15 protein-coding genes and 5 pseudogenes are annotated in these 21486 nt (G+C 44.6%); 8 read left to right on the top strand and 12 right to left on the bottom strand.

The window, feature by feature from the left end; translation table 11 throughout:
* The first annotated feature begins 379 nt into the window (after positions 1 to 379).
* Positions 380 to 1036 (top strand): HAD-IB family phosphatase, encoded by a 657-nt coding sequence (locus RID09_RS17170; RefSeq protein WP_446337144.1) that lies wholly within the window; start codon positions 380 to 382, stop codon positions 1034 to 1036.
* Positions 1037 to 1579: 543 nt separating this feature from the next.
* Here RID09_RS17170 and RID09_RS17165 read toward each other — a convergent pair.
* Positions 1580 to 2908 carry a glutaredoxin family protein gene (locus tag RID09_RS17165; protein WP_446337143.1) on the bottom strand — a complete coding sequence of 443 codons (1329 nt, stop codon included), beginning with the start codon at positions 2906 to 2908 and terminating at the stop codon, positions 1580 to 1582.
* Between the two features lie 554 nt (positions 2909 to 3462).
* Here RID09_RS17165 and RID09_RS17160 point away from each other — a divergent pair.
* On the top strand, positions 3463 to 3654 hold the full coding sequence (locus tag RID09_RS17160; protein WP_446337142.1) for a hypothetical protein: 192 nt from the start codon (positions 3463 to 3465) through the stop codon (positions 3652 to 3654).
* A gap of 200 nt (positions 3655 to 3854) precedes the next feature.
* On the opposite strand, the gene RID09_RS17155 is transcribed toward RID09_RS17160, so the two are convergent.
* The gene (locus RID09_RS17155; RefSeq protein ID WP_446337141.1) at positions 3855 to 4643 is read right to left on the bottom strand and encodes an SDR family NAD(P)-dependent oxidoreductase; all 789 of its coding nucleotides are present in this window, start codon (positions 4641 to 4643) and stop codon (positions 3855 to 3857) included.
* A gap of 195 nt (positions 4644 to 4838) precedes the next feature.
* On the opposite strand from RID09_RS17155, the gene RID09_RS17150 reads away from it, so the two are divergent.
* Positions 4839 to 6926 carry an acylase gene (locus tag RID09_RS17150; RefSeq protein WP_446337140.1) on the top strand — a complete coding sequence of 696 codons (2088 nt, stop codon included), beginning with the start codon at positions 4839 to 4841 and terminating at the stop codon, positions 6924 to 6926.
* A gap of 58 nt (positions 6927 to 6984) precedes the next feature.
* Here the strand turns inward: RID09_RS17150 and RID09_RS17145 are convergent.
* From RID09_RS17145 to RID09_RS17135, 3 genes and pseudogenes are all read right to left on the bottom strand, one after another.
* Positions 6985 to 7113: pseudogene (locus RID09_RS17145) on the bottom strand (BrnT family toxin); the annotation flags it as partial.
* Between the two features lie 96 nt (positions 7114 to 7209).
* Positions 7210 to 7839, bottom strand: coding sequence for a HEAT repeat domain-containing protein (locus tag RID09_RS17140; protein WP_446337139.1), 630 nt, complete (start codon positions 7837 to 7839; stop codon positions 7210 to 7212).
* A complete protein-coding gene (locus RID09_RS17135) occupies positions 7836 to 9875 on the bottom strand; it encodes an eCIS core domain-containing protein (protein ID WP_446337138.1) in 2040 nt (679 codons plus the stop codon). Before RID09_RS17135 ends, RID09_RS17140 begins: the two co-directional genes overlap by 4 nt.
* Positions 9876 to 10102: 227 nt before the next feature.
* Here RID09_RS17135 and RID09_RS17130 point away from each other — a divergent pair.
* Positions 10103 to 11354 (top strand): annotated as a pseudogene (locus RID09_RS17130) (ATP-binding protein); the annotation flags it as partial.
* A gap of 77 nt (positions 11355 to 11431) precedes the next feature.
* On the opposite strand, the gene RID09_RS17125 reads toward RID09_RS17130, so the two are convergent.
* Positions 11432 to 11554, bottom strand: coding sequence for a hypothetical protein (locus RID09_RS17125; RefSeq protein WP_446337137.1), 123 nt, complete (start codon positions 11552 to 11554; stop codon positions 11432 to 11434).
* 102 nt (positions 11555 to 11656) lie between these two features.
* On the opposite strand from RID09_RS17125, the gene topA reads away from it, so the two are divergent.
* Positions 11657 to 13846: a type I DNA topoisomerase gene (gene topA, locus RID09_RS17120; protein WP_446337136.1), complete on the top strand. Its 2190-nt coding sequence runs from the start codon at positions 11657 to 11659 to the stop codon at positions 13844 to 13846.
* Between the two features lie 238 nt (positions 13847 to 14084).
* Positions 14085 to 14528 (top strand): annotated as a pseudogene (locus RID09_RS17115) (FAD-containing oxidoreductase); the annotation flags it as partial.
* A 238-nt stretch (positions 14529 to 14766) separates the two neighbouring features.
* Here the strand turns inward: RID09_RS17115 and tnpA are convergent.
* Positions 14767 to 15195, bottom strand: a complete 429-nt coding sequence (gene tnpA, locus RID09_RS17110; RefSeq protein ID WP_446337135.1) for an IS200/IS605 family transposase — start codon at positions 15193 to 15195, stop codon at positions 14767 to 14769.
* A gap of 57 nt (positions 15196 to 15252) precedes the next feature.
* On the opposite strand from tnpA, the pseudogene RID09_RS17105 reads away from it, so the two are divergent.
* Both RID09_RS17105 and RID09_RS17100 read left to right on the top strand, forming a co-directional pair.
* A pseudogene (locus RID09_RS17105) lies at positions 15253 to 16480 on the top strand (RNA-guided endonuclease InsQ/TnpB family protein).
* Between the two features lie 28 nt (positions 16481 to 16508).
* Positions 16509 to 16757 (top strand): annotated as a pseudogene (locus RID09_RS17100) (hypothetical protein); the annotation flags it as partial.
* Between the two features lie 29 nt (positions 16758 to 16786).
* Here RID09_RS17100 and RID09_RS17095 read toward each other — a convergent pair.
* The 5 genes from RID09_RS17095 to RID09_RS17075 form a co-directional block, all read right to left on the bottom strand.
* Complete coding sequence (locus RID09_RS17095) at positions 16787 to 17575, bottom strand: Crp/Fnr family transcriptional regulator (RefSeq protein ID WP_446337134.1); 789 nt, start codon at positions 17573 to 17575, stop codon at positions 16787 to 16789.
* A gap of 185 nt (positions 17576 to 17760) precedes the next feature.
* On the bottom strand, positions 17761 to 18198 hold the full coding sequence (locus RID09_RS17090; RefSeq protein ID WP_446337133.1) for an FHA domain-containing protein: 438 nt from the start codon (positions 18196 to 18198) through the stop codon (positions 17761 to 17763).
* Positions 18199 to 18794: 596 nt separating this feature from the next.
* The gene (locus RID09_RS17085) at positions 18795 to 19379 is read right to left on the bottom strand and encodes a DUF1634 domain-containing protein (RefSeq protein WP_446337132.1); all 585 of its coding nucleotides are present in this window, start codon (positions 19377 to 19379) and stop codon (positions 18795 to 18797) included.
* 1 nt (position 19380) lies between these two features.
* Positions 19381 to 20217 carry a sulfite exporter TauE/SafE family protein gene (locus RID09_RS17080; RefSeq protein WP_446337131.1) on the bottom strand — a complete coding sequence of 279 codons (837 nt, stop codon included), beginning with the start codon at positions 20215 to 20217 and terminating at the stop codon, positions 19381 to 19383.
* Positions 20218 to 20338: 121 nt separating this feature from the next.
* Positions 20339 to 21370 (bottom strand): sulfate/molybdate ABC transporter ATP-binding protein, encoded by a 1032-nt coding sequence (locus RID09_RS17075; RefSeq protein WP_446337130.1) that lies wholly within the window; start codon positions 21368 to 21370, stop codon positions 20339 to 20341.
* Positions 21371 to 21486: the final 116 nt, after the last annotated feature.

Raw genomic sequence — 21486 nt, 5'->3', positions numbered from 1 at the left:
CTTGAGAACCACTATATTCTGACTCAATAATAACCCAACAACTATTGGTCATATCAATGATTTGATTAAAGTTATTTTATGGATAAAACATGGTAATTTTATGAGTCTCACCTGTTGCAGGAGAGACGAATACTGTAGGCGAGCGCTGGGGATATTACAAATAAGGGAGATCAAGTTCTGAAGGCTTTGGCTTAACTTAGGTGTATTTCATCGTTCATGACTTTATAGGTTATAGCCGGATAATTTTTATCAATTTATCCAAAAATTTAAAAATATCTGATCTATTCTTTGCTCAGAGTGATTTAATGCGGCATAATCAAGCAAGTGGGATGGCAAATATACCATCTTTATTAATCTTAAACTGAATTTCTGATCTCGAATGCAGCGAGTTGTTTTTTGTGACTTCGACGGTACGATTACGGCAGTAGAAACCTTTGCCGGCATGTTAAAGGATTTTGCCCCTGAGTTATCTGCCGAAGTGATGCCCCAACTCTACACCAGACGGCTAACACTACGGGAAGGGGTACGCCGCATCCTGGAATCAATTCCGTCTTCGCGATATCCGGATATCCTTACCCATACCCAATCTAAACCGATTCGCCCAGGTTTGGTAGAATTACTTGATTTTCTCGACGATCGCGGCGTACCCTTTGTGGTTGTTTCTGGGGGATTGCGCGGTATGGTGGAGACGGTGCTGGGTCGAGAAAAGCGGGGAGGAACGTCGCTGCTCGAACGGGTGGCAGGGGTGTATGCTGTAGATGTGGATACGAGTGGTGATTACCTTCAGCCATTGTCCGAGTTTGAGGGGGATAGGGAACTGGTTGCCAAAGTTCAGGTGATGGCAAAATACCCCGCACAAGAACAGATTGCGATCGGGGATTCGGTGACGGATTTTAATATGGCATTGCACGCCTCTGTCGTCTTCGCCCGCGATCGCCTCAGCCAGTATCTCGATGAACGTCAAAAGCCCTACCTACCCTGGAATGACTTTTTTGATGTGCGTCAACAGCTATCCCAGCTTTGGGGGAAAACCTAAAGAATAGTAGGGCTGTAGGGGCGGGTTTTACCGATAACATTTTGGCACTGTTCCGAAACTTGACTAAACCCGCCCTTCTCAGGAAATAGGGGGAGAGAAGATTAAGTTTCAAAATGTAAAGTTTTATCAAATAAACTTTGCCAAAACTTTATTAAAAAGCCTGTTCAGCTTCATCGAATTAAAAAAATATTATTCGTATGATGAAATGGTTTACCTGAAAATTTACAAGTGCCAGTGGCATCATGCTCTACCAACAAAACGATCGCGTAAAAATAATTAAAGGTTCTCTCAAAGGTCATACAGGAAAAATCGCATCTTGTAGCCATGAAGGTAGCTATTTTATTGCCAGAGACTTGACCAATCAAAAAACCGATTCATCTAACCTATACGGGCCGCTTCTTGGCGACGAAATTTCACCATTAGCCTATTAAAGTGACTTCACTTAGACAAGGGGAAAACAGGGGGAGAAAAAAATCACCCCCTTTATAACTTGGATACTTTTTCCTTCTGACCTAGAGCCCTGGAGTCTTCTGCGATAGAGTTCTAACCAAGGGTTAATAGTTCAGGTTTAAATATCATCGCCAGACCAAAGAACAGCATGAATAGTCCGCCAACCAGTTTCAGCACTCTCCCTTGGTTTTCAGTGAGTCGAGTGGACTTAAACGAATAGATGAAGTTGCCTAAAATCGCCAACAGCGGAATAATGTAAATCACGGCATACAAACCTGTCCACGAGAGATGACACAAGCCAATCGTATCCGAGCAATACTGTAGCAGTGTTGTCATGTAAACAGCAGGCAGAATCGCTGTACAGCCAAGTTCGACAATATTGACGAAGACGGCTAATAAAACAGTCCCGGCTAATGCCGCGAGAAACATTTTGCGATCGCCTTTAGCATTTCTCAGATTTCTGACGATCTTTCCCGCTCGTTTATGTATCGTTGATTGTTGTTTTTCTGAGAGGGATAGGGAGATAGATTTTTTGAACCAAAAATAATCCTTGATATTGATCAAACCCGCCCCGGTAATCAGAATTCCCAGAATCAGCAGAAATTGAGTGCCATAGTTTTCCAGAAAGACTGAACCTGCCAAGACCATCAGCATGATAAATATAAAATACATCACCGCTGACGTGATAATAAAGGTTGTCCCCACCAAAGTCATATCCTTGCGACTGCGGGTATAAGTGAGTAACGACAGCAGAATCACTAAAACTGTGAACGCACAAGGATTAAATCCATCGGCAAGGGCAATAGTAGAGACAAACAGGGGGAAGGGAAGCCCTTGGGCAAAGGTTTTAATTACAGCATCAGGCGTGAGGGCAAGAAACACAAATAGACTGACGATAGTTGTTGCCAGTAACCCGCCAATCCAATAACGTTTACCTTGTCGTTTCTCAAGTTGGTCTTTCAAAAACGGATAACTACATAGATACCAGAACGGGATTAAAAAGACCCGCCACGGGGGGCTAGTCTGTTGCTGAGTCGTTTGATCCGTTGTGGGTAAATTGAGTGGAGATCCGACTTCTGTTTCTATCGCCGCAATAATTTGGTTTTTGTAGCCGATATAAGCTTGATGAACTGGATTGTATTCCAAGGGTCCTTCGGCTTCACTATAGCCAATGAACATTTTTTCCCCAATCACCGTCCTGGGAACAGCGCCGGACGAGATTCCCCGGGCTTTTCGGAATTCCTGCCATTCCCTGGGATTGTCGTTGACCTCAATGGACGTAATGTCAACATTTTTATTGTGTTGATCAATATAGGTCATTAAGGGTTTTTGCTTGAGGCAATGGGGGCAGGTTTTGCTTTGAAAGAAATAGACATCCACGACATCATCGCCAGCTTGGGCAACGGACTGAAGAGAAGTCACGAATATCAGACCAACCATGATGATAAAGGACAGGATCACTCGGCAGTAAGATTTAACTATCATTTTTTAGCGTCCTTTTTACATGAGGAGAAATTTAGGAGACGATACTTCTACTGTAAATCCATCACCCAGAGAAGATCTGCCTTTAGAAAAAAGACGTAATAGTTCTATAGGGGTAGGGTATGAATGACGTTTGATCAGACTCAGCAGATTTCACCTTTGGGAAGGGTGAGATATTCTCCCTTCGTCTCAATCCTGAGTTTTCCTCGTATTTCCTCAGATAGATCAACCAGAGTTGTATATCTTTTGCCCAAGTCAAATGTGTTATTTATACAGCCTGATCCCAAAAGCGCTCAACACCCCTGGATGCCTATTGATCAGACACCTGCGATACCAACGATTTCAATAAACCTGCTTAATTGTAAAGCATTGTAAAGTTTAAATTTTGCCAAAATATGCCGAAAGATTGTCGTTAATGGCGTATGGTTTTTGCCAAAATACTGTATATCTAAGAAAAGTTAATTTTTGACTAAATTTGAAACGGAGGCATCACAATGGTTTACAAGCAGAATGAACTCGTGCAAATCACCAAAGGCTCTTTAAAAGGTCACACGGGAAAAATCGCTGCTTCCTGCCAGGAGGGAATCTACTTTATTCAAGGAAACTGGAATAGTCACGAAACAGGAACATCCAATCTATATGGACCTCTGTTAGTTGACGAAATTATGCCAGTGGCTAACTATTGATCCCCAACTGACGCCACTAGCAGTACAGGAGAGACGAATTGGTCATAGTTTCTTGATTACCTCGATTAATCTAAACATTGTCAGACCCTTCGATTTTTACAGATCGCGAAAAAGGTGCCACCTTAATCAGGTTGCACCTTTGTCATCGATTGAGAATCTTTACTGTTCCCCGTTCCCTATTTCCTTGTGCCTTGCTTTGGTCATTTTTGAGGACGAAACTGTTGCTCGACAATCTGTACCAGGGTTTTTTTGGGCAAGAGTCGCGACAGATTAACCAGCAAATGATTCTGCCACCGCCCTGTCACTACTGTACAATCATCAGCGTCTAGAGCCTTGAGAATTTCCTGCACCACTACCTCTGGGGAATCGGTTTTTTGCTGCTTTAAACTCTCAGGAGCAGATTGGTCAAAATTAGCCGCTGCGAAAAAACTCGTTTCCGTAGGTCCAGGACAAGCCGCCAGAATTTTAACACCCGTGTGCTGATTTTCTGCCCAAAGCGCCTCACTGAAACTGATAATAAAGGCTTTAGTCGATGAATAAATTGATAGATAAGGGAGCGGTTGAAACCCAGAAATTGAAGAGACGTTAATAATACTTCCAGAACCTCGTTGTTGCATCTGGGGGAGGAAGTGATGAGTCAAGTCTACCAACGCCAGGATATTAAGCTGAATCATTTTTAGCTGCTTCTGTCGGGAACTCTGACTAAAGACGCCATAGTCGCCAAACCCAGCATTATTAATCAGTAAATCGATGGTAATATTTTTCTGGTTGATCCTTTCAAAGACTTTCGAGGCAGCATCAGGTTCGGTAAGATCTTGGGGAATCACTTCTACTTGAATCCCATAAGTGGCTTGTAAGTCTTGGGCAAGTTGCTGTAGTTTGTCGTGGGAACGAGCGACAAGAACTAAATCTGTTTGGCGTTTAGCGAGTTCCTGAGCAAAGCTAGCACCCAGTCCTGCCGACGCTCCAGTAATTAAAGCAGTGGACATTATCCTCTATTGTTTTTAGAGATGTTTGGGTTTAAATTCTTAACTTAATTATTAGTTTAACGCATAAAACTTAAATTGAGAGTCAAGGAAGAAACTCAGAAGAAAAGAATATCTGACAACGGATTGTGGTTGATTTGAAAAATAGCAGCTATAATTGATAACTGGAAAAAATGCCTAATTTGATTTAGATTTAAAATGCCCCGATTGAACAAAAAATTTTCAGTTTTGGTCGTAGTATTGCTGACGGTTATATTTACTGTAGCCTGGGGAATTAACCGTCCAGTTACTGGAGACGATCAAACAGAGATTCTTTGGGATACATGGGGCGTACCGCATATTTACGGGAATAATATAGAGAATCTATTCCAAGGGTTTGGCTGGGCGCAAGCGGCGAGTCATGGCAACCTGATTCTACAGTTATATGGACAGGCACGGGGTAAGGCAGCCGAGTATTGGGGTCAAGACTATTTGGACTCTGATAAGTATGTCCGAACCATGGGCATTCCCACTAGGGCGCAGGAATGGTACGAGGCGCAAGATCCAACGATGCGGCGTTATTTGGATAGCTTTGCGGCGGGGATTAATCGCTATGCCTCCGAACATGATGACCAAATTGACGATAAGGTCAAGGTGGTGTTGCCCGTGGATGGGGTGGATGTGTTGGCACATTTGCAACGGGTGACTCATTTTAACTTTGTGGTGAATCCCCAGCGCTTGGAATCGTTGAAATCGGGAGAGTCTCAAGCCGGTTCTAATGGATGGGCGATCGCACCGTCTCATTCGGCGAGTGGAAATGCCATGCTACTGGCGAATCCCCACTTACCCTGGTCGAATTTTTACCTGTGGTACGAAGCCCAGTTAACCGCCCCAGGAATTGATGCTTATGGGGCGGCGTTGGTGGGAATGCCTATGTTCTCGATCGCGTTTAATGATCACTTGGGTTGGACAGCGACAGTCAATACCCATCGGGGTTGGACGGCTTATCAACTCACTTTGGCTGATGGGGGATATGAGTTCGATGGGCAAGTTCGTCCCTTTGAAAGTGAAACCCAAACCCTGAAGGTGAAGCAGGAAAATGGGACGATAAAGGAACAGGAACTGGTGATTCGGCGGTCGATTCATGGTGCTGTCGTCACGCAACAAGAAGGGAATGCGATCGCGTTGCGGGTGGTGGGGTTAGATCAACCTCAGTTAATGGCACAGTTGTGGGATATGGTGCGATCGCGTAACCGCCAAGAGTTTGAGACAGCCGTCGCCCGTTTACAACTGCCCATGTTTACTATCCTGTATGCTGACCGAGACGGGCATATTTTGCATATATTCAATGGTCAAGTGGCAGTGCGTTCTCAGGGAGATTGGCAATATTGGCAGGGTGTAGTTCCCGGCGATACCTCCGAAACCTTATGGACAAGGTATCATCCATATTCAGATTTACCTCGTATTCTTGACCCAGAAACGGGTTGGTTACAAAATGCCAATGATCCACCCTGGACAACCACATTTCCCCAAGTGATTAACCCCGATGATTATCCGTCCTATATGGCACCCCAATCGATGAGTTTTCGCGCCCAGCGATCGGCGAAGATGCTGATGGCGGAGAATCCAATTAGTTTTGAGGAGATGATTGCTAAAAAATTCTCCTCGCGTCTAGAATTGGCAGATCGGATACTAGATGACTTAATTGCTGCAACACGACAGTCGGGGGATGAATTAGCCAATGAAGCAGTGAATGTCTTAGCCAACTGGGATCGACAGGCAAATGCAGACAGTCGGGGGACGGTTTTGTTTGCTACTTGGGTACAGTTAATGCCTAATAATAATCAGTTTGCGACGAGTTGGAACCCTCAATCGCCTCTGACTACTCCAGATAGTTTGGCAGATCCGGTGGCGGCGGTGAAGAGTTTAGCAGAAGCCGCCGCTAGGGTTAAGTCGGATTATGGCAGGTTAGATGTCCCTTGGGGTGAAAGGGCGCGATTGCAGTACGGGGACGTGGATTTACCCGGAAGTGGAGCTTCTGGGCAGTTAGGCAGTTTCCAGGTGATTGATTTCGCACCGATGGATGAGACAAAGTTGCGATCAGTGGCTGGGGATAGTTATATTGCCGCGATCGAATTTTCTGATCCGGTTAAAGCAAGGGTACTCACGGTTTATGGCAATGCCACACAACCGGGTTCTGGGCATATAGGGGATCAGTTAGCCTTGTATGCAAGGCATGAATTGCGACCCGTTTGGCGGACTCGTCAGGACATCGAGGCGCATCTGGAATCCCGGACGGTGTTTTAGGGTCAATGGTACGCTTCTGTCAGCCTTTTTGGATCGCTTCCACCCTTGATATATCGCTTTATCCTCGATAAAATTTACTTTCGTTTTTAGTGGCTTTTCGAGCAGAAATTATTCTAATTACTGATTCTTGTTCTCTGTAACAATGAACGATGAGTAATATTCGCATTCGATAGCTTCTGCCAAGAAGTCGGCGAGTAGCGAGTAGGGTGGGCAAATGGATATAATTTTTGGTGAAATTGTTAAATTAACATAATTTGCCCACCCTACCAGATTGGCGATCGCACTATTGATTAGCGAACCAGGTTTTCATCCGTTGTACAGCTTCTGTACGTTGTGCGGGTGTTGCTTCTGCATCATAGCCGATAGTTTGCCACCATTCACTCCAAACATCTAAGCCATCTGTTGCCCATTGTTGGCCATCAAAACCAAAATATAATTTACTAATCCATAAAACGGCTTTTTCCGCCCGCATTCGAGTCATTTCATCTTCTGAATTTAAATAGTCTAAAAGGGGAGGGAGTGCAGGTTTACCAATATTTCTGAGACATTGCACGCCTGGAGTCATATCTAAATGTAAAGGATCAGGGGCATCATTAATTGTTTTTAAACAAGCTTTTAATGCTTGAGGCTGTCCCATTTTTTGTAGGTTTTGTGCAGCTTGTACTCTTACATTTTCATCAGAACTGTTTAAATCTTGGAGATATTTTTGCACAGAATCAGAGGAATTTTCAGAAGTTGATGAATAAGAATGATTAGAAGGAGTTGAATTCATGGTTGTAGGTTCTTGAATTGTAGATGTGGGGGTGGATTTTGTTGCCTGAACTTGATTAGTGCAAGCACTATTTAGCAGGATGGTTAGGAATAGAAATCCTAAGCTAATTCTCCCGCATAATTTAGGATTTGTTTTGATCATACGCCCCCACTTACCCCAGGAATATTCAATTGCCAACCAGGTTCAATATGATTGGGATCTTTGATTTTATTTTTGTTAGCTTTAAAGATTTCATTCCATTTATTGGGTGTGCCATAATATTTCTGAGAAATGCTACTTAACGTTTCTCCTTTCATGACAACGTGTTGATTTTTATAGAATTTATTAAACTCATCTAAAGCTTCTTCAAAAGTATCAGAAACTCCAGGGGTAATATGGAAAGCTTCTTGAGAAACTTTATCGTTTTTAACTTCAAAATCCCAATGAATTGTTCCGTAATAAATGCCTAAATCTACAGATCTTGCTACAGTTTCAAAATTAAAGTGTAAAGCCCCTCCTGTACCGGGAAAATCTTTTAAACTTGCTGTTTTAATTGCTTTAGGTTTCTTAAAGCCATGTTCATTTTTAACTGGTATTTCTTCCCCTGGCCAAACGTAATCTTGAGGGACATTTGCATCAGCTTTATTCGCCCGAGGAGTGGCTCTGGCATCACCCGCTAAATGGTCAATAAAATAGCCACCTTCTACTGCTTTGGGAATTTTTATGGTTGTTCCTTTGGGGATATTAGCATCAGGATCAGCCAATTTTAAGACTTTTTTGTTTTCTGGATCATTGTAAATCTCTGCATGACGATTTGGATCGCCGTAGTAATTTCTTGCTAAGGATTTTAGAGTATCTCCAAACTTAGTAACATGAACTTTACCACTGTCTTTGGTCATCATTTTATTGCGATTTTCTTCACCAGGAACTTTTGACCAATCAAAATCTTTGTTAGTTCCTAAATCTAGAGTTTTAACAATTTGAGAAAGACGAATATCATTGGTATTTCTTCCTTTATTTTTATCCGGTGTAAACTTAACAACTCCATTTTCTCCTGATTTTCCTCCAGGGTTTTCTTTTTTCTTCATATCTATCTCAAATTCCCCTAAAGGAACATCTCCTTTTCCTTTAATATCTCGTTGAATGAGGGAAGAAAAAGGGCTATATAGAGGTTGAATGTGAGGCTGTATGCCTTTTTCCTGGGGAGTACCTTTTTCCCCGATTTCCAGATTTCTCTGAACTACACCCGTCTGATGCACAACATGAGTCAACTCATGAGCCGTCAACTCATTATTCCCCGGCGACTTCCCCGCCCCAAAATAAACATCACTCCCATGAGTAAACGCCTGAGCGCCCAACTCCTGATTCATCTGCACCGCTTCACCACCCGTATGCACCCGCACTCCACTAAAATCAGCACCAAAGCGCGGTTCCATAAACCCTCTCACCCCCTCCGATAATGGAGAACCTCCACCCTTAGACGCATTCAAACGACTCTCTAAATCCCCAGATGCTTGATTTCCATCTATTTGAGCTGCCCGTTGTATCATCTGCCCCATTTGCACACGCGGATCAATTAGCCTTTGTACCACAGGTGTAATTGACTGCGCTCTTTGCCATATTTGATTGGGGTTATTGGTGTCCAACCGACGCTGAACTGATGCTGAACTATCAGGAGGCGCTGACATTGAAATCACCTGAGACGCTACTCGGTCAGCTTCTTGCTCGTAAGCATCTCCTGGCGCTCCTATGGTCAACTTGGTTTGAATGCCAATTTCCTCTAAGTCTTTCCCTGCTTCTCCCGCCTGTTCTTTCTCTTCTTTGGCACAATCAGCACATTGGCGTTGAATCGGGTTTTCTGAGACTGGGGCAAAAGCTGTTCCCATCTGAGGAGTAGGAGTTTGTGTTGTGGGTGGGGCGACATCAAACCGGGCTGTCCATGGTGATTCAGACTTACGCTGTACTGTTGACTCTTCGGCTTGCTCCTGTTCCTTGGCTTGAAGTCCTCGCATCACATTCGCGGCGAGTCTATCGGCTGATGCTCTGGAATAGTCCCCGATTTCTTGGGGTGGGGCAGATGTCTGGTTGGGTTTGGGTTGAATTGAAAAATGTCCCATTTTAGCTGGACTCTTGCCCTTTTTCTGTACCTTCGCAGGAGTCCAGGATGAATTTTTCTTTTGTACAGGTTTATACTCCATGATGCCGCCTCAGTTGCCCGATAATGTAAGGATTGGAGCCGATTCCCTCAAGAATCCTGGGTGATTCTCCGAGAAGCCAATACCTGTCCATTCCGAGAAAACGCCGGAAAGCGGCTTGACCTAAGACATCTTGAGTTGTGGCTAAATTATAAACTATTTTGTCTAAACCGAATTCAACCGGAAATATGTTTTAACATAAGAGCCATCCAACCGGAGCAAGGGGAGAGATTGTTGAGTTTGTTGAACAATTACAAGTGCCATTAATTTTCAGCACCCAGGAACGACAACCGCAACGTCAACGCCCGATGATTACCTTAGATGTAGGTCAACTAACTCATGCTGAACAACGAGATATCTGGAAATCCCATCTCGGTTCACTGACAACAGAACTGAATGGACAACTTGATACCCTAGTCTCCCAATTTAATCTCAACGCCGCAACAATTCAAGCCGCCTGTTTATCGCTGAATAATATGGACTATATGCCTACATCAACGGATGAACAGCCTGATGATGAACAAAACAATAAAGAACTTGAAAAAACGTCCTCATCCTCAACCCGCCGTCGCTCATCGAAAACTCAAAAATCTCAACCCAAAATAGAAAGTAATTCATCTCCCCTGCAAACCTCACTTATGGGATTTCTGTAAGGTTCAAGCGCGTCCCCGTTTAGATGATTTGGCGCAACGGATTGATGCTGTAGCGACTTGGGAGGAGTTGATTCTACCTGACTTGGAAAAAAAGACGTTACATGAAGTTTCGACTCATGTTCAACAACGAGCGAAGGTTTATCAAGAATGGGGATTCGCGGGAAAAGGCGGGCGTGGATTAGGGATTAGCGCTCTTTTTTCCGGACCGAGTGGAACTGGGAAAACCATGGCGGCGGAAGTGTTGGCAAAGGAGTTAAGCCTTGACCTTTATCGGATTGATTTGAGTGCGGTGGTGAGTAAATATATTGGTGAAACGGAGAAGAATTTGCGACGAATCTTTGATATTGCGGAAACCAGTGGGGCGATTTTATTGTTTGATGAAGCGGATGCTTTGTTTGGTAAACGAACGCAAGTTAAAGATTCTCATGATCGCCACGCAAATGTGGAAGTTAGTTATTTATTGCAACGAATGGAAGCCTATCAAGGATTAGCAATTTTGACGACAAATTTGATTGAAGCCTTAGATCAAGCGTTTATGCGTCGAATCAATTTCTCGGTTAAGTTTCCCTTTCCAAATGCCGACGATAGATCCGCGATTTGGCAGCGCATTTTTCCCCAAGAAACACCGACTCAGAAATTAGAGATGCAAAAGTTGGGCAAGTTGAATATGGCGGGGGGAAATATCCGCAGTATTGCCTTAAATGCGGCGTTTATTGCGGCTGATGCGGGTGAACCTGTGATGATGAAACATATTTTACAAGCGACGAAAAGCGAATGTCTTAAGTTGGGGAAAATTTTAACCGATTCCGAAGTCAGGGGCTGGGTTTAAGTTGAATGGCACGCTCCAAGGCTGGTGGGCAGTGCCCACCCTACGGTATATTAAGGGTGGAGGCGATCCAAAAATGCTTATAGTGCCATTAAGCTTAAGTCAGTACCATTCAGTTTAAGTTGATGTTGGTTTATCGTATAGGCTGGGTTTTCTGTGCGATCGCGTCCCAAACTTTGACCTAATATGCATATAATACACAAAATGTCAACTCTGGCAATTTAGCTGTGCCAATTTTTGGGTCATCGAACCCCTTTCCGGGCATACCTCTATATTGATTGCTCCATCATCTCTTGCCAACAGCCATGGCGAATCTACTCATTATCGAATCAGGCGGTAAGGTCAAAAAACTCAAATCCATTCTCGGTGCTGGCTGGACGGTTAAAGCCAGTATGGGTCATGTTCGGGAATTAGCTGATGATGGTCAAGATTCTCTAGGGTTTGATTTGGAGGGTTCCCACATCCACTGTCGCTATGTTCCTCGCAGTTCACAAGCCAAGAAAATCTTATCGGAGTTGCGCTCTGCTGTCCGCCAAGCCGACCGAATTTACCTAGGGACTGACCCAGACCGAGAAGGAGAAACGATTGGTTGGCATTTGACCGAAGAATTACGATTGAAGCATCCCCTGCGGGTGACTTACACAGAGATTACTAAATCCGCCGTAGAACGCGCGATCGCACATCCGAAAACCATTGACTCAAACCTTATCGCCGCCGGACGTGCTAGGGATTGTTTGGATAAATTGGTGGGATATAAGGGAAGTCGATTAGTTTGGCGCTTGAATAACGGCTGCAAGTCCATGGGACGGGTGCAGAGTGCTACCTTACATCTACTGGTGAAGCGAGAACAAGAGATTCTGGCATTTAAACCCCAGGATTATTGGGTAGTGTGGGTAGAATATCAGGAGGGATTTAAAGCCCTTTACGCGGGTCGAAATCAGCCGCCCCAAAATGCGAGGAACACGAAGAATCAGCCGGATGATACGGGAGAAGATCATCCAGTATCGGAGGGGAAGCGGGTACTCTCTCAGGACGAGGCGGATCAATTAGTCACAATCGCGCGTTCTCATTCCCATCATGTCGTCACAGTAGAGGGGAAGACAGTTAAACAATCTCCCCCAGCCGCATTTACAACTTCTACGCTTCAGCAATCTGCTGGTGCTAAACTCAAGCTGAATCCGGAAGTGACGATGAAAATTGCCCAAAGCCTCTATGAAGCTGGGCATATTACCTATATGCGGACGGATTCCGTGGCGTTGTCTCCAGAGTTTTGTCGAGGGGCAAAACAGTGGCTTTTGCAGTATGACCCGGATAATGTACCCTCTAGAGTAGCCGCCCATCGCTCTAAATCCGGGGCGCAAGAAGCCCATGAAGCGATTCGTCCTACCCATGTTGAACGCACACCAGAGCAATTATCGGTTCAACTCCCCAGGGATGAGGCAAAACTGTATGATTTAATTTGGAATCGCGCGATCGCAACCCAATGCTGTCAAGCTCAATTATCCAAAACTCATATTCTTACGCAATCGGGAAACGTATTTTGGGAAGCTAGGGGACAGGTGTTACTCGTACCCGGTTATACTCGGTATTGGAATAATATTGCCGCCGATTCCCAATTACCACGGGTACAGCAGGGTCAACCGCTTAGCTTAGATAAGGCAGGTGCGGATAAGAAACAGACGCAGCCGCCACCCCGTTACAGCGAACCCAAACTGGTGCAGGCGATGGAACGTTCTGGAATTGGTCGTCCTAGCACCTATGCGCCGACAATTAAGACGTTGAAAGCGCGTAACTATGTTCAGTTAAGTAAAGGGAAATTGCAGCCAACCCAACTGGGGATGGAATTGGATGTATTTTTGGCACAGGTGTTACCTGATCTGATTCAGCCAGAATTTACGGCTAAGATGGAATCGGATTTAGATGCGATCGCGTCAGGTAAATTGGATTGGGAGTGTTATTTGACGGGGTGGAATCGGGATTATTTTGCTCCCGCGCTCAACTCGGCGTTTGCCCAAGTTCCAGAGATATCCAGTCAAACTCAGTCTACTCCGAAGGGTGAATCGAAACGGCGTCCGAGAACGGAATCCACGGATTATCCCTGTCCTAAATGTCAGCATTTGATGACTAAGGTGTTTTCTCAGTCTCAGAAGCTGAAAGCGGATCATTTCCTCAGTTGCGATAATCGCCAAGGGGGATGTGGGGTGGTAATGTTTTGGAATGCCAAGGCTGGGGAGTATGAGTTACCGCGTTCAGATCGCCCTGCACCGAAAGCGAAGCCAGCCAAGCCAGCCAAGCCAGACAAGTTAACGGAGTATGCTTGTCCGAGTTGTGGGAAGCCGTTGGAGTTGTATGAATATGAGAAAGAGGGTGAGTCTAAGAAGATGCTGCGTTGTGCGAATCCCAAGTCTCGCCAGGGGAAATGTAAAAATGTGGCTTATTTTTGGACGAAAAAGGGGACGTTTTGGAGTCCCAAGTTTGGGGAAGTGAAAACGTGATGGATGATGGCGATGCAGGGCTTGCTGTATTAAGGTGGAAACTATACAATAAAAGGCTTTCAAGCCATTTCTCGACAAAAACTGCTTTCGTTTTGACACCTAGATGGGCGATAAGCTTATTTTTAGTTTGTCCAAAGTCGCAAATTAAAGTGACATACCCCCGCCTCCGGTCATTACTGTTTCTCCAGTGGGCTGCGAGAATCCTTGTGATGGCTCGATAGTAACAAAAATTGAAGAGTCTCCGTTTGGCTTAGGACGTTCCCAACTCAGCAGCTTAGTGATGCCTTGGGTAACCTATACTGATCCAGAAATTGCACATGTGGGAATGTACGAACATGAGGCTCAGGAAAAGGGGATTGAGGTCAATACGATCAAGATTCCGTTTAGTAGTGTAGACCGCGCGATCGCAGATGGTGAAGAAGATGGATTTGTTAAGATTCATCACCAGAAAGGTTCCGATACAATTTTGGGAGCAACCATTGTCGCTCGTCATGCAGGTGAGATGATTAGTGAAGTGACTACAGCGATTGTGAATAAGGTGGGTTTGAGTGGGTTATCGGGTGTAATTCATCCCTATCCAACTCAAGCTGAAGGCATTAAGAAAGCAGCGGATGCTTATCGCCGTACACTGCTTACACCAACCTCGAAAAAAATCTTGGGATTGCTCACTAAGTTGTCTTAACGCTTTTTATCGAATTCTTGAGGACTATTAAAGGAACGTTTCACTGTTTAGGTATAGTTAGGAGTTGATAAAAGCCCGATGAATAGCGATCGCCGAATTCCAGTTGTATTACTCTTGCTACGACTGAGTGTGTTTCTGGTCATGCTGATGTGGACTTTAGATAAATTTGTGAACCCTGACCATGCCGCCGCAATTTTCCAGAATTTTTATCCTTCCCGTCCTGAGAAGACCCTCGCTTTCAGCGATGGGATGAATCAGGACATTCTTGCTCTTGGATATAGACCTTAAGCCTGTCTATCGTAACACCTCCGCAGCTAGAGACAAAATAAGAACCTGTCCATAAAACCTTCTTCTTGTAAACAGGAGCTAATGTCGGCTCAAATTCTCGCCACATCGTCTTGGATGATGTGGCTTTCAAATTAGCAATCAGGCTGCTCAGTAATTTGTGAGGCGGATAAGAAAGAAGGAGATGCACATGCTCCTCTTCTCCATTAAATTGAATGACTTCTGACTCCCAACTGCTCGCTACAGACTCGAATACCTCTGACAGCCTTACCAACATCTCCTTTGTGAACACGCTTCTACGGTATTTAGACACAAATACAACATGAACAGTAAGATTGTATACAGCCCTGCGAGTCCTCTTGTATCTACTTTCTGGATGCATTGACAATGAACGACTAGAGTGATACTCTTAAAATTAACACATCGATGGGTCGAGACGATGCTAGTTTACGAATTTAAAGCAAAAGCACCTAAAGCTCAACTTAGAGCTATAGATGAAGCCATAAGAATATGCCAGTTTATTCGCAACAAATGTTTGCGATATTGGCTCGACGCTCCGAGGGAGGAAAAGGTTGATCGGTATGCTTTAAACAAGTACACCAAGGTTTTAGCCGAAGACCCAGAGTATCCTTTTGCTGCTACTTTAAATTCAATGGCGCGTCAAGCTTCTGCTGTTGGCGAAGCCTTCCCGAAGGGTACGTGCTTGGGCTGGCATCAGTCGATTCTACGATAATTGCAAAAAGAAGATCAAAGGTAAGAAGGGCTTTCCAAAGTTTAAGAAAAACTGCCGCTCGGTCGAATATAAGACAAGTGGCTGGAAGCTCTCTGATGATAGAAAGTATCTGACTATCACCGACAAAACTGGTATTGGTCGCTTAAAACTGGTTGGAACACGAGACTTGCATTTCTACCAGCAGTCCCAGATCAAGCGGATTCGCTTGGTTAGACGGGCTGATGGTTACTATGCTCAGTTTTGTATTGATGTAGAGCGTTGTGAAAGCGTTGAACAGACGAATAGGCAAATTGGCTTAGATGTTGGACTCAACCATTTCTACACCGACTCAAATGGAGACCAGGTAGGTAACCCTCGTTTTCTCAGAAAGTCTGAGAGAAGGTTGAAACGACTGCAACGCCGACTCTCTAAATGTGAAAAAGGTAGTCAGAATCGGAAGAAAGCCCAGCAAAGGCTGGGTAGACAACATTTAAAAGTCAGTCGCCAGCGTAAAGATTTTGCGGTTAAGCTAGCAAGATGCGTAATGAAATCTAACGATTTCGTGGCGATTGAGGACTTAAATGTTCGAGGACTGGTTAAGAACCATAGATTAGCCAAGTCAATATCAGATGCTGGTTGGACAATATTTCGCGAATGGCTGGAATACTTTGCCAACCTGTTTGGTAGAGAATTGGTAGCAATAAACCCTAGCTTCACTTCGCAAGATTGCTCTTGCTGCGGCGCTAGGGTTAAGAAGTCTTTGAGTACCCGTACTCATGTTTGTAGCTGCGGCACTGTCCTTGATAGGGACTGGAATGCTGCCATAAATATTCTAATCAAGGCTAAGACTAGCGTAGGGCATACGCGAATCTCCCAGAAATACTGGGTAAACGCTTCTGGACAGTTAGCCCTCTGGAGTATTGATGAGAATCAATACTCTAAGGTTTCTGGATGAAAGAAGAATCCCTCGTCTCAGGCGAGGGAGTGTCAATAGCTATGTGTGGGAACCAGATAATCAAACCCCAAACAATCGCTTTTCTGGTATCAGTCATCAGTTTCCTCACCAAGAACTCAAGCAAGTGGGTACACAGATTGTAGATTTCAATGGTCGGCAAATTAGTGCCCGTTGGGACAATGAACTGGAAACCGTTAGGGTTGAAGAACTAGATGGAACCCCTATTCCCAGTTCGACGGCATTTGCTTTTGTGTATCCAGCATTTTTTACTGAGTAAGTGAGGTATAAACTTCAACTAATAGTCGCTCACTTTAGGGGCCACCAGGATACTTTATCCCTAGTCGCACTGTAGACTTCCTTTAACCCTTCTGGATCAGCAACGCGGACGATATCGCTAGAGGTATCCTTGGCGGTTGGGGAGGCTAATAATCCAACTTGTTGCATTCCCTTGAGTACCTGTTCTACGGTACGATGGTTAAGCTGACTGGCATGAGCAATCACATCCACAGGCAGATCAAATACATAAACACCATTGGCATCCGGTTGATTCCCTAGCGATCGCTCCTGATACACCAAGGCTCGCAACAGCGCCGCAACAGCTTGAGGGGGATAGGTGCTGCAATTGAGTAAATGGTACTGAAACTTCTCCCGCAACTCAAACAGCAAATCGTAGCGATCGCGAAATGTCTGGTTTTCTTTATAAATGGACTCAATCACGTCCAAGGGAATCTGGAATACATCTGTAGTTTTATAGGCTTCCACCAAACTCGGAAAGGATCTCGACACCTGTCCATAGCTAAATGCCAAGTTCCTCATCCCAAAACAACCACCGGGATAGCTAATGGATATCACCCGATCTAACGGCGTACTGCGAGTAATCACCGGTCCGCCATTGACAATTACATACAGGAAATCCAAGGAAACGCCGGGACGAAAGGCGGTATAGACGGGACGACTAGAGTAAAGCTTTTCTCCCTTGATATCTAAGGTTTTCAGATAATCATCCAACCAGTCGGCGTCTAATTCCTTAAATAGGTAATTACTCTGGAGTCGTGTTGTCAAGTCAGATTTAGGCGGTTTGGCTGCTTTTGCCATCTCTTAATCCGGGCTGCACATATATTACCAGCTTACCCAGCCTGCTCTTAAAATAGAAATTGATTGAAATTCATTTGAAATTCATTTGGCATCCCATCCCTAGTTCTCACCTAGAGGCGACCCGCTTCCACAAATGAACAACGAACGGGAGTCCGCTTAATTAACTCGGGTCGCCCTATCTATGCTCAACTTCCGCTGAACATGGTACGTAACCGTCCCGGAAGATTGCGGTGGTCTGAATCTTGATGGCGAAGCAGCTTTAACAACGGTTCTGGTACATTGGTACTGAGATTAATCTGCAATTGGGGACCCGAAAGGGCGAGTTGAATAATAATCTCATCGGGAATTTCCAATTCCGTAATCGGTTGACCATTCTTGTACGTCCCATTGTTGCCAAAATTAATCAGTTTCCATCGGTTCCCCACACACCGCAGTTCTAGATGGTAACGCGAGACAACCGAACTCCGTAGCACAATATGGTTATCCGCACATCGCCCAATTTTAATAATCGGTTGATCTGTAAAGTGCCATTGTTGAATTGGCACACTATAAGACGGTGATCGCAGTGATACCGTAATAACATTTGGAGCAAGATTTGCCCCAGACAAAGATTTATGATTCAATTGATGCACCCCTAAAAATCAAAACTTGATAGTTAGTTTAATAATGACATGCCCAAGAGGGATCGCAAAGAGGGATCTTAAAGTTGGATCGTATAGTGCAATTCACTTCCAGGACATGGCTTTTCGGGTAAACGTGACGAGAAGTCCCAGATATTCCGTGACTTCCCCTGATCTCCCGCTAAGAAAGAGAGTTTTACCGACAGAGTACGCGATCGCAAGAGCGATATTGCTGTTGGTTATCACCTGAAATAGGCTTAATCCACAATTGAGCTAGGAGGCTCACTATCACTAATTCGATAGCTGATATATTCAGTTTACAGAATCTGACCGAGTTTTTCACACCGTGTTATTACGGAGCCAGTCCAAACGCCATTGGAGTGAATTCCCCGATGCTAAAATACCCGTCCAATAATCAAAATCGAAGGAAAAATTTCTCCGCAATTGTAACAAAAGCTACCAAATCATCTCTGACTTAAGCAGAATGTCGCTATCCTTAGACGCCAGGGAATAAATGATCCTATTGGCTTGCTTCCCTCCACTCCCAGGGGAGAGCTAGGGAGGGGTCTGACCCCCCATTAAATAAATTTCATAATAAATTAGTAATACGCGCCGACAAAGCTGTAAATCAACCCAAACAGAACCAGCCACGTCAAAACAGTATAGATCCAATCTCGCTGTCGGATAAACATCATGCAGGAAAAAGCAACTCGGAGAATCGGAGTAGCAATGAGAACCAGTAATCCCAATTGAATAATACCCCGACGGCGACCGGACAACACCCCTTGGATGACACCAACAGGCGAGCGAAATTCAGCAGGTTCTCCTTGAAACATCCGGTAATTCACCGGTTCAAATCCGTGGCGAATTAAATAAAGAATTCCCCCCACCAAAACGAGACTGCTTGACAAAATTACGCCATAGTTCAGCAGATTACCAATCCACTGTTCAAGTTGTAGCGGATTAGCGGATTCCGTCGCCGATTCTTGATCATTAACCTGAAAATTACGGGATAAATCCGTTATCTCATATCCCTCTAAACCGTGATCATTTCCGGCGACATCGCCACATTCCTCCTTTTCTGAAACTCCTTTACCCTCTGACTTCTGTCTCACCTTTCGTTCACAGGTAGAATTCGCGATCGCAGGTTCGGGTTTCAGCAACTTGAAATTAACTCGATTCATTTTATCCCACCCCGATAAAACTCTGGTAGATCATCTTAAGCGCCATCACTAAAAGTACCAGACTAAAGACGATTCTCAAAATCTCTGTCTTGGCGCCGATAAGAACATTTGCCCCCAATAAAGCACCCGGTAATACCCCCAATATTACAGGCATTGCCAATCCAGGGTCAATATAACCCCTACTTAAATAAACTCCGGCTGACGCCGCCGCCGTTACCCCAATCATAAAATTGCTGGTAGTGGTAGACACTTTAAACGGTAAACCCATGACTTGATCCATGGCTAGCACTTTAAACGCCCCCGAACCAATACCCAGTAACCCCGATAATACGCCAGCAACCATCATCACACCAAAACCCATGGGAATAGAATTAGCGTGATACATCATCAATCCATCAGGGGTGGGATACGTTCCATTAAGTTTCAGATAAGTAGCCAGGGAATCAGGGGATTCAGGGGTGTCCGGCTTGGGTTGATTTTGCCAGGAAAAGTAGGCAGAATAAATCAGTGCGATCGCTAACACCAATGTCAAGGCTTTAACCGATACATAAGCGGCAATCAAGGCACCCATAATAGCACCCATTGTGGTGGCGACTTCCAGAAACATGCCAATTCGCAAATTCGCATATCCTTTTTTTAAATAAGAAGAAGCTGCACCACAAGACGTAGCAATCACTGACACCAAAGACGCACCCACCGCATATCGGATATCTACCCCAAATACGGACACCAACAGGGGAACAATAACTACACCACCCCCTAAGCCAGTAACCGCGCCTAAAAAACCAGCCGTGAATGAGCCAGCCCAAACCAGTACAGAAAATTCTAGGATATTCATAGGTTATTTGGTGGTTGTTCCAGACGTAGCATCCTACGTCTGGAACACAATGGGTTATCAGGTAGCAAATGTTGCAATTTTGGAGTTTAACCGGATTATGAAATAGGTATTCTAGTTTTTTTCAAGACGCTTGATAAATCATCGAGGTTAACTCTGGGAACGCCTTCACATCCTTGGGTTTAACAAACACCTGCTGACCGGGCTTTAGATTAAGTGTATCAAACTGTTCGCGACTCAAATGTGCCACAATCGTTTGTTCATCCATAAAGGCTAACTCAACCTGAATTTCCCAGCCCAAATGAATAACCCGTTTGACGATAGCCGGTGACGTAACTCCATTAGCCGAGGTTTGTACCTGAATATCATGGGGACGAACAAACATCTGAGTTTTTATCGCCGTCATATCATTATTTCGGAAAAGATGGGCGGTACTCGGTAGCACATTCACTGGACCAATAAAACTCATCACAAACGCATTAGCCGGATGATCATAAATTTGGTCAGGGGTGCCAATTTGCTCAATTCGTCCTTGATTCATCACCACAATTTCATCCGCCACTTCCATGGCTTCTTCTTGATCATGGGTAACAAAAATACTGGTAACGTGAACCTCTTCATGTAACCGCCGCAACCAAGCCCGAAGTTCTTTCCGCACCTTAGCATCTAAAGCACCAAAAGGTTCATCTAAAAGCAGTACCTGCGGCTGTACCGCCAAAGCCCGCGCCAATGCGACTCGCTGGCGTTGACCCCCCGACAATTGAGACGGATAGCGATCGCCTAATCCTTGCAACTGGACTAACTCTAATAATTCCTCAACCCGTTGCTTGACAAATCGTCGGGGACGCTTCCGAATTTCTAGACCAAAGGCAATATTTTGGCGAATGGTTAAATGTTTAAATAAGGCATAATGCTGGAACACAAAACCAATATTACGCCGACTGACATCTAAATGGGTTGTATCCTGACCATTAATTACAATTGACCCACTATCCGGAGGTTCCAATCCGGCGATCGCCCGTAACAGTGTAGATTTCCCGGAACCCGATGGACCCAATAGCGCCACCAAACTCCCTTCTTTTACCGTCAAATTAACTCGATCCAAGGCAACAAAATTACCAAACTGCTTAGAAACCTGTTCAACAATGATGCTCATAATAACTCCTGTAAATTTTTGATCCTTCGTTCAAGAACATAATTTTGGGTGTGTAGGGGCGGGTTTCACTACTATCCTTTCTTACCTCACCCTGATGTAACTAAACCCGCCCTGAC

The sequence above is a fragment of the Coleofasciculus sp. G1-WW12-02 genome, assembly GCF_040219735.1.
In the GTDB taxonomy this organism is placed as follows: domain Bacteria; phylum Cyanobacteriota; class Cyanobacteriia; order Cyanobacteriales; family Coleofasciculaceae; genus Coleofasciculus.
Note: the sequence above shows the minus strand (reverse complement) of the source record. Positions and strands in the feature narration are given on the sequence as shown.

What these genes read in the sequence shown, in the direction of transcription:
- RID09_RS17170 (WP_446337144.1), top strand. Translation starts at nt 380, where the DNA reads ATGCAGCGAGTTGTTTTTTGTGACTTCGACGGTACGATTACGGCAGTA.
- RID09_RS17160 (WP_446337142.1), top strand. Translation starts at nt 3,463, where the DNA reads ATGGTTTACAAGCAGAATGAACTCGTGCAAATCACCAAAGGCTCTTTA.
- RID09_RS17155 (WP_446337141.1), bottom strand. Translation starts at nt 4,643, where the DNA reads ATGTCCACTGCTTTAATTACTGGAGCGTCGGCAGGACTGGGTGCTAGC.
- RID09_RS17150 (WP_446337140.1), top strand. Translation starts at nt 4,839, where the DNA reads ATGCCCCGATTGAACAAAAAATTTTCAGTTTTGGTCGTAGTATTGCTG.
- RID09_RS17140 (WP_446337139.1), bottom strand. Translation starts at nt 7,839, where the DNA reads ATGATCAAAACAAATCCTAAATTATGCGGGAGAATTAGCTTAGGATTT.
- RID09_RS17135 (WP_446337138.1), bottom strand. Translation starts at nt 9,875, where the DNA reads ATGGAGTATAAACCTGTACAAAAGAAAAATTCATCCTGGACTCCTGCG.
- topA (WP_446337136.1), top strand. Translation starts at nt 11,657, where the DNA reads ATGGCGAATCTACTCATTATCGAATCAGGCGGTAAGGTCAAAAAACTC.
- tnpA (WP_446337135.1), bottom strand. Translation starts at nt 15,195, where the DNA reads ATGCATCCAGAAAGTAGATACAAGAGGACTCGCAGGGCTGTATACAAT.
- RID09_RS17095 (WP_446337134.1), bottom strand. Translation starts at nt 17,575, where the DNA reads ATGGCAAAAGCAGCCAAACCGCCTAAATCTGACTTGACAACACGACTC.
- RID09_RS17085 (WP_446337132.1), bottom strand. Translation starts at nt 19,379, where the DNA reads ATGAATCGAGTTAATTTCAAGTTGCTGAAACCCGAACCTGCGATCGCG.
- RID09_RS17080 (WP_446337131.1), bottom strand. Translation starts at nt 20,217, where the DNA reads ATGAATATCCTAGAATTTTCTGTACTGGTTTGGGCTGGCTCATTCACG.
- RID09_RS17075 (WP_446337130.1), bottom strand. Translation starts at nt 21,370, where the DNA reads ATGAGCATCATTGTTGAACAGGTTTCTAAGCAGTTTGGTAATTTTGTT.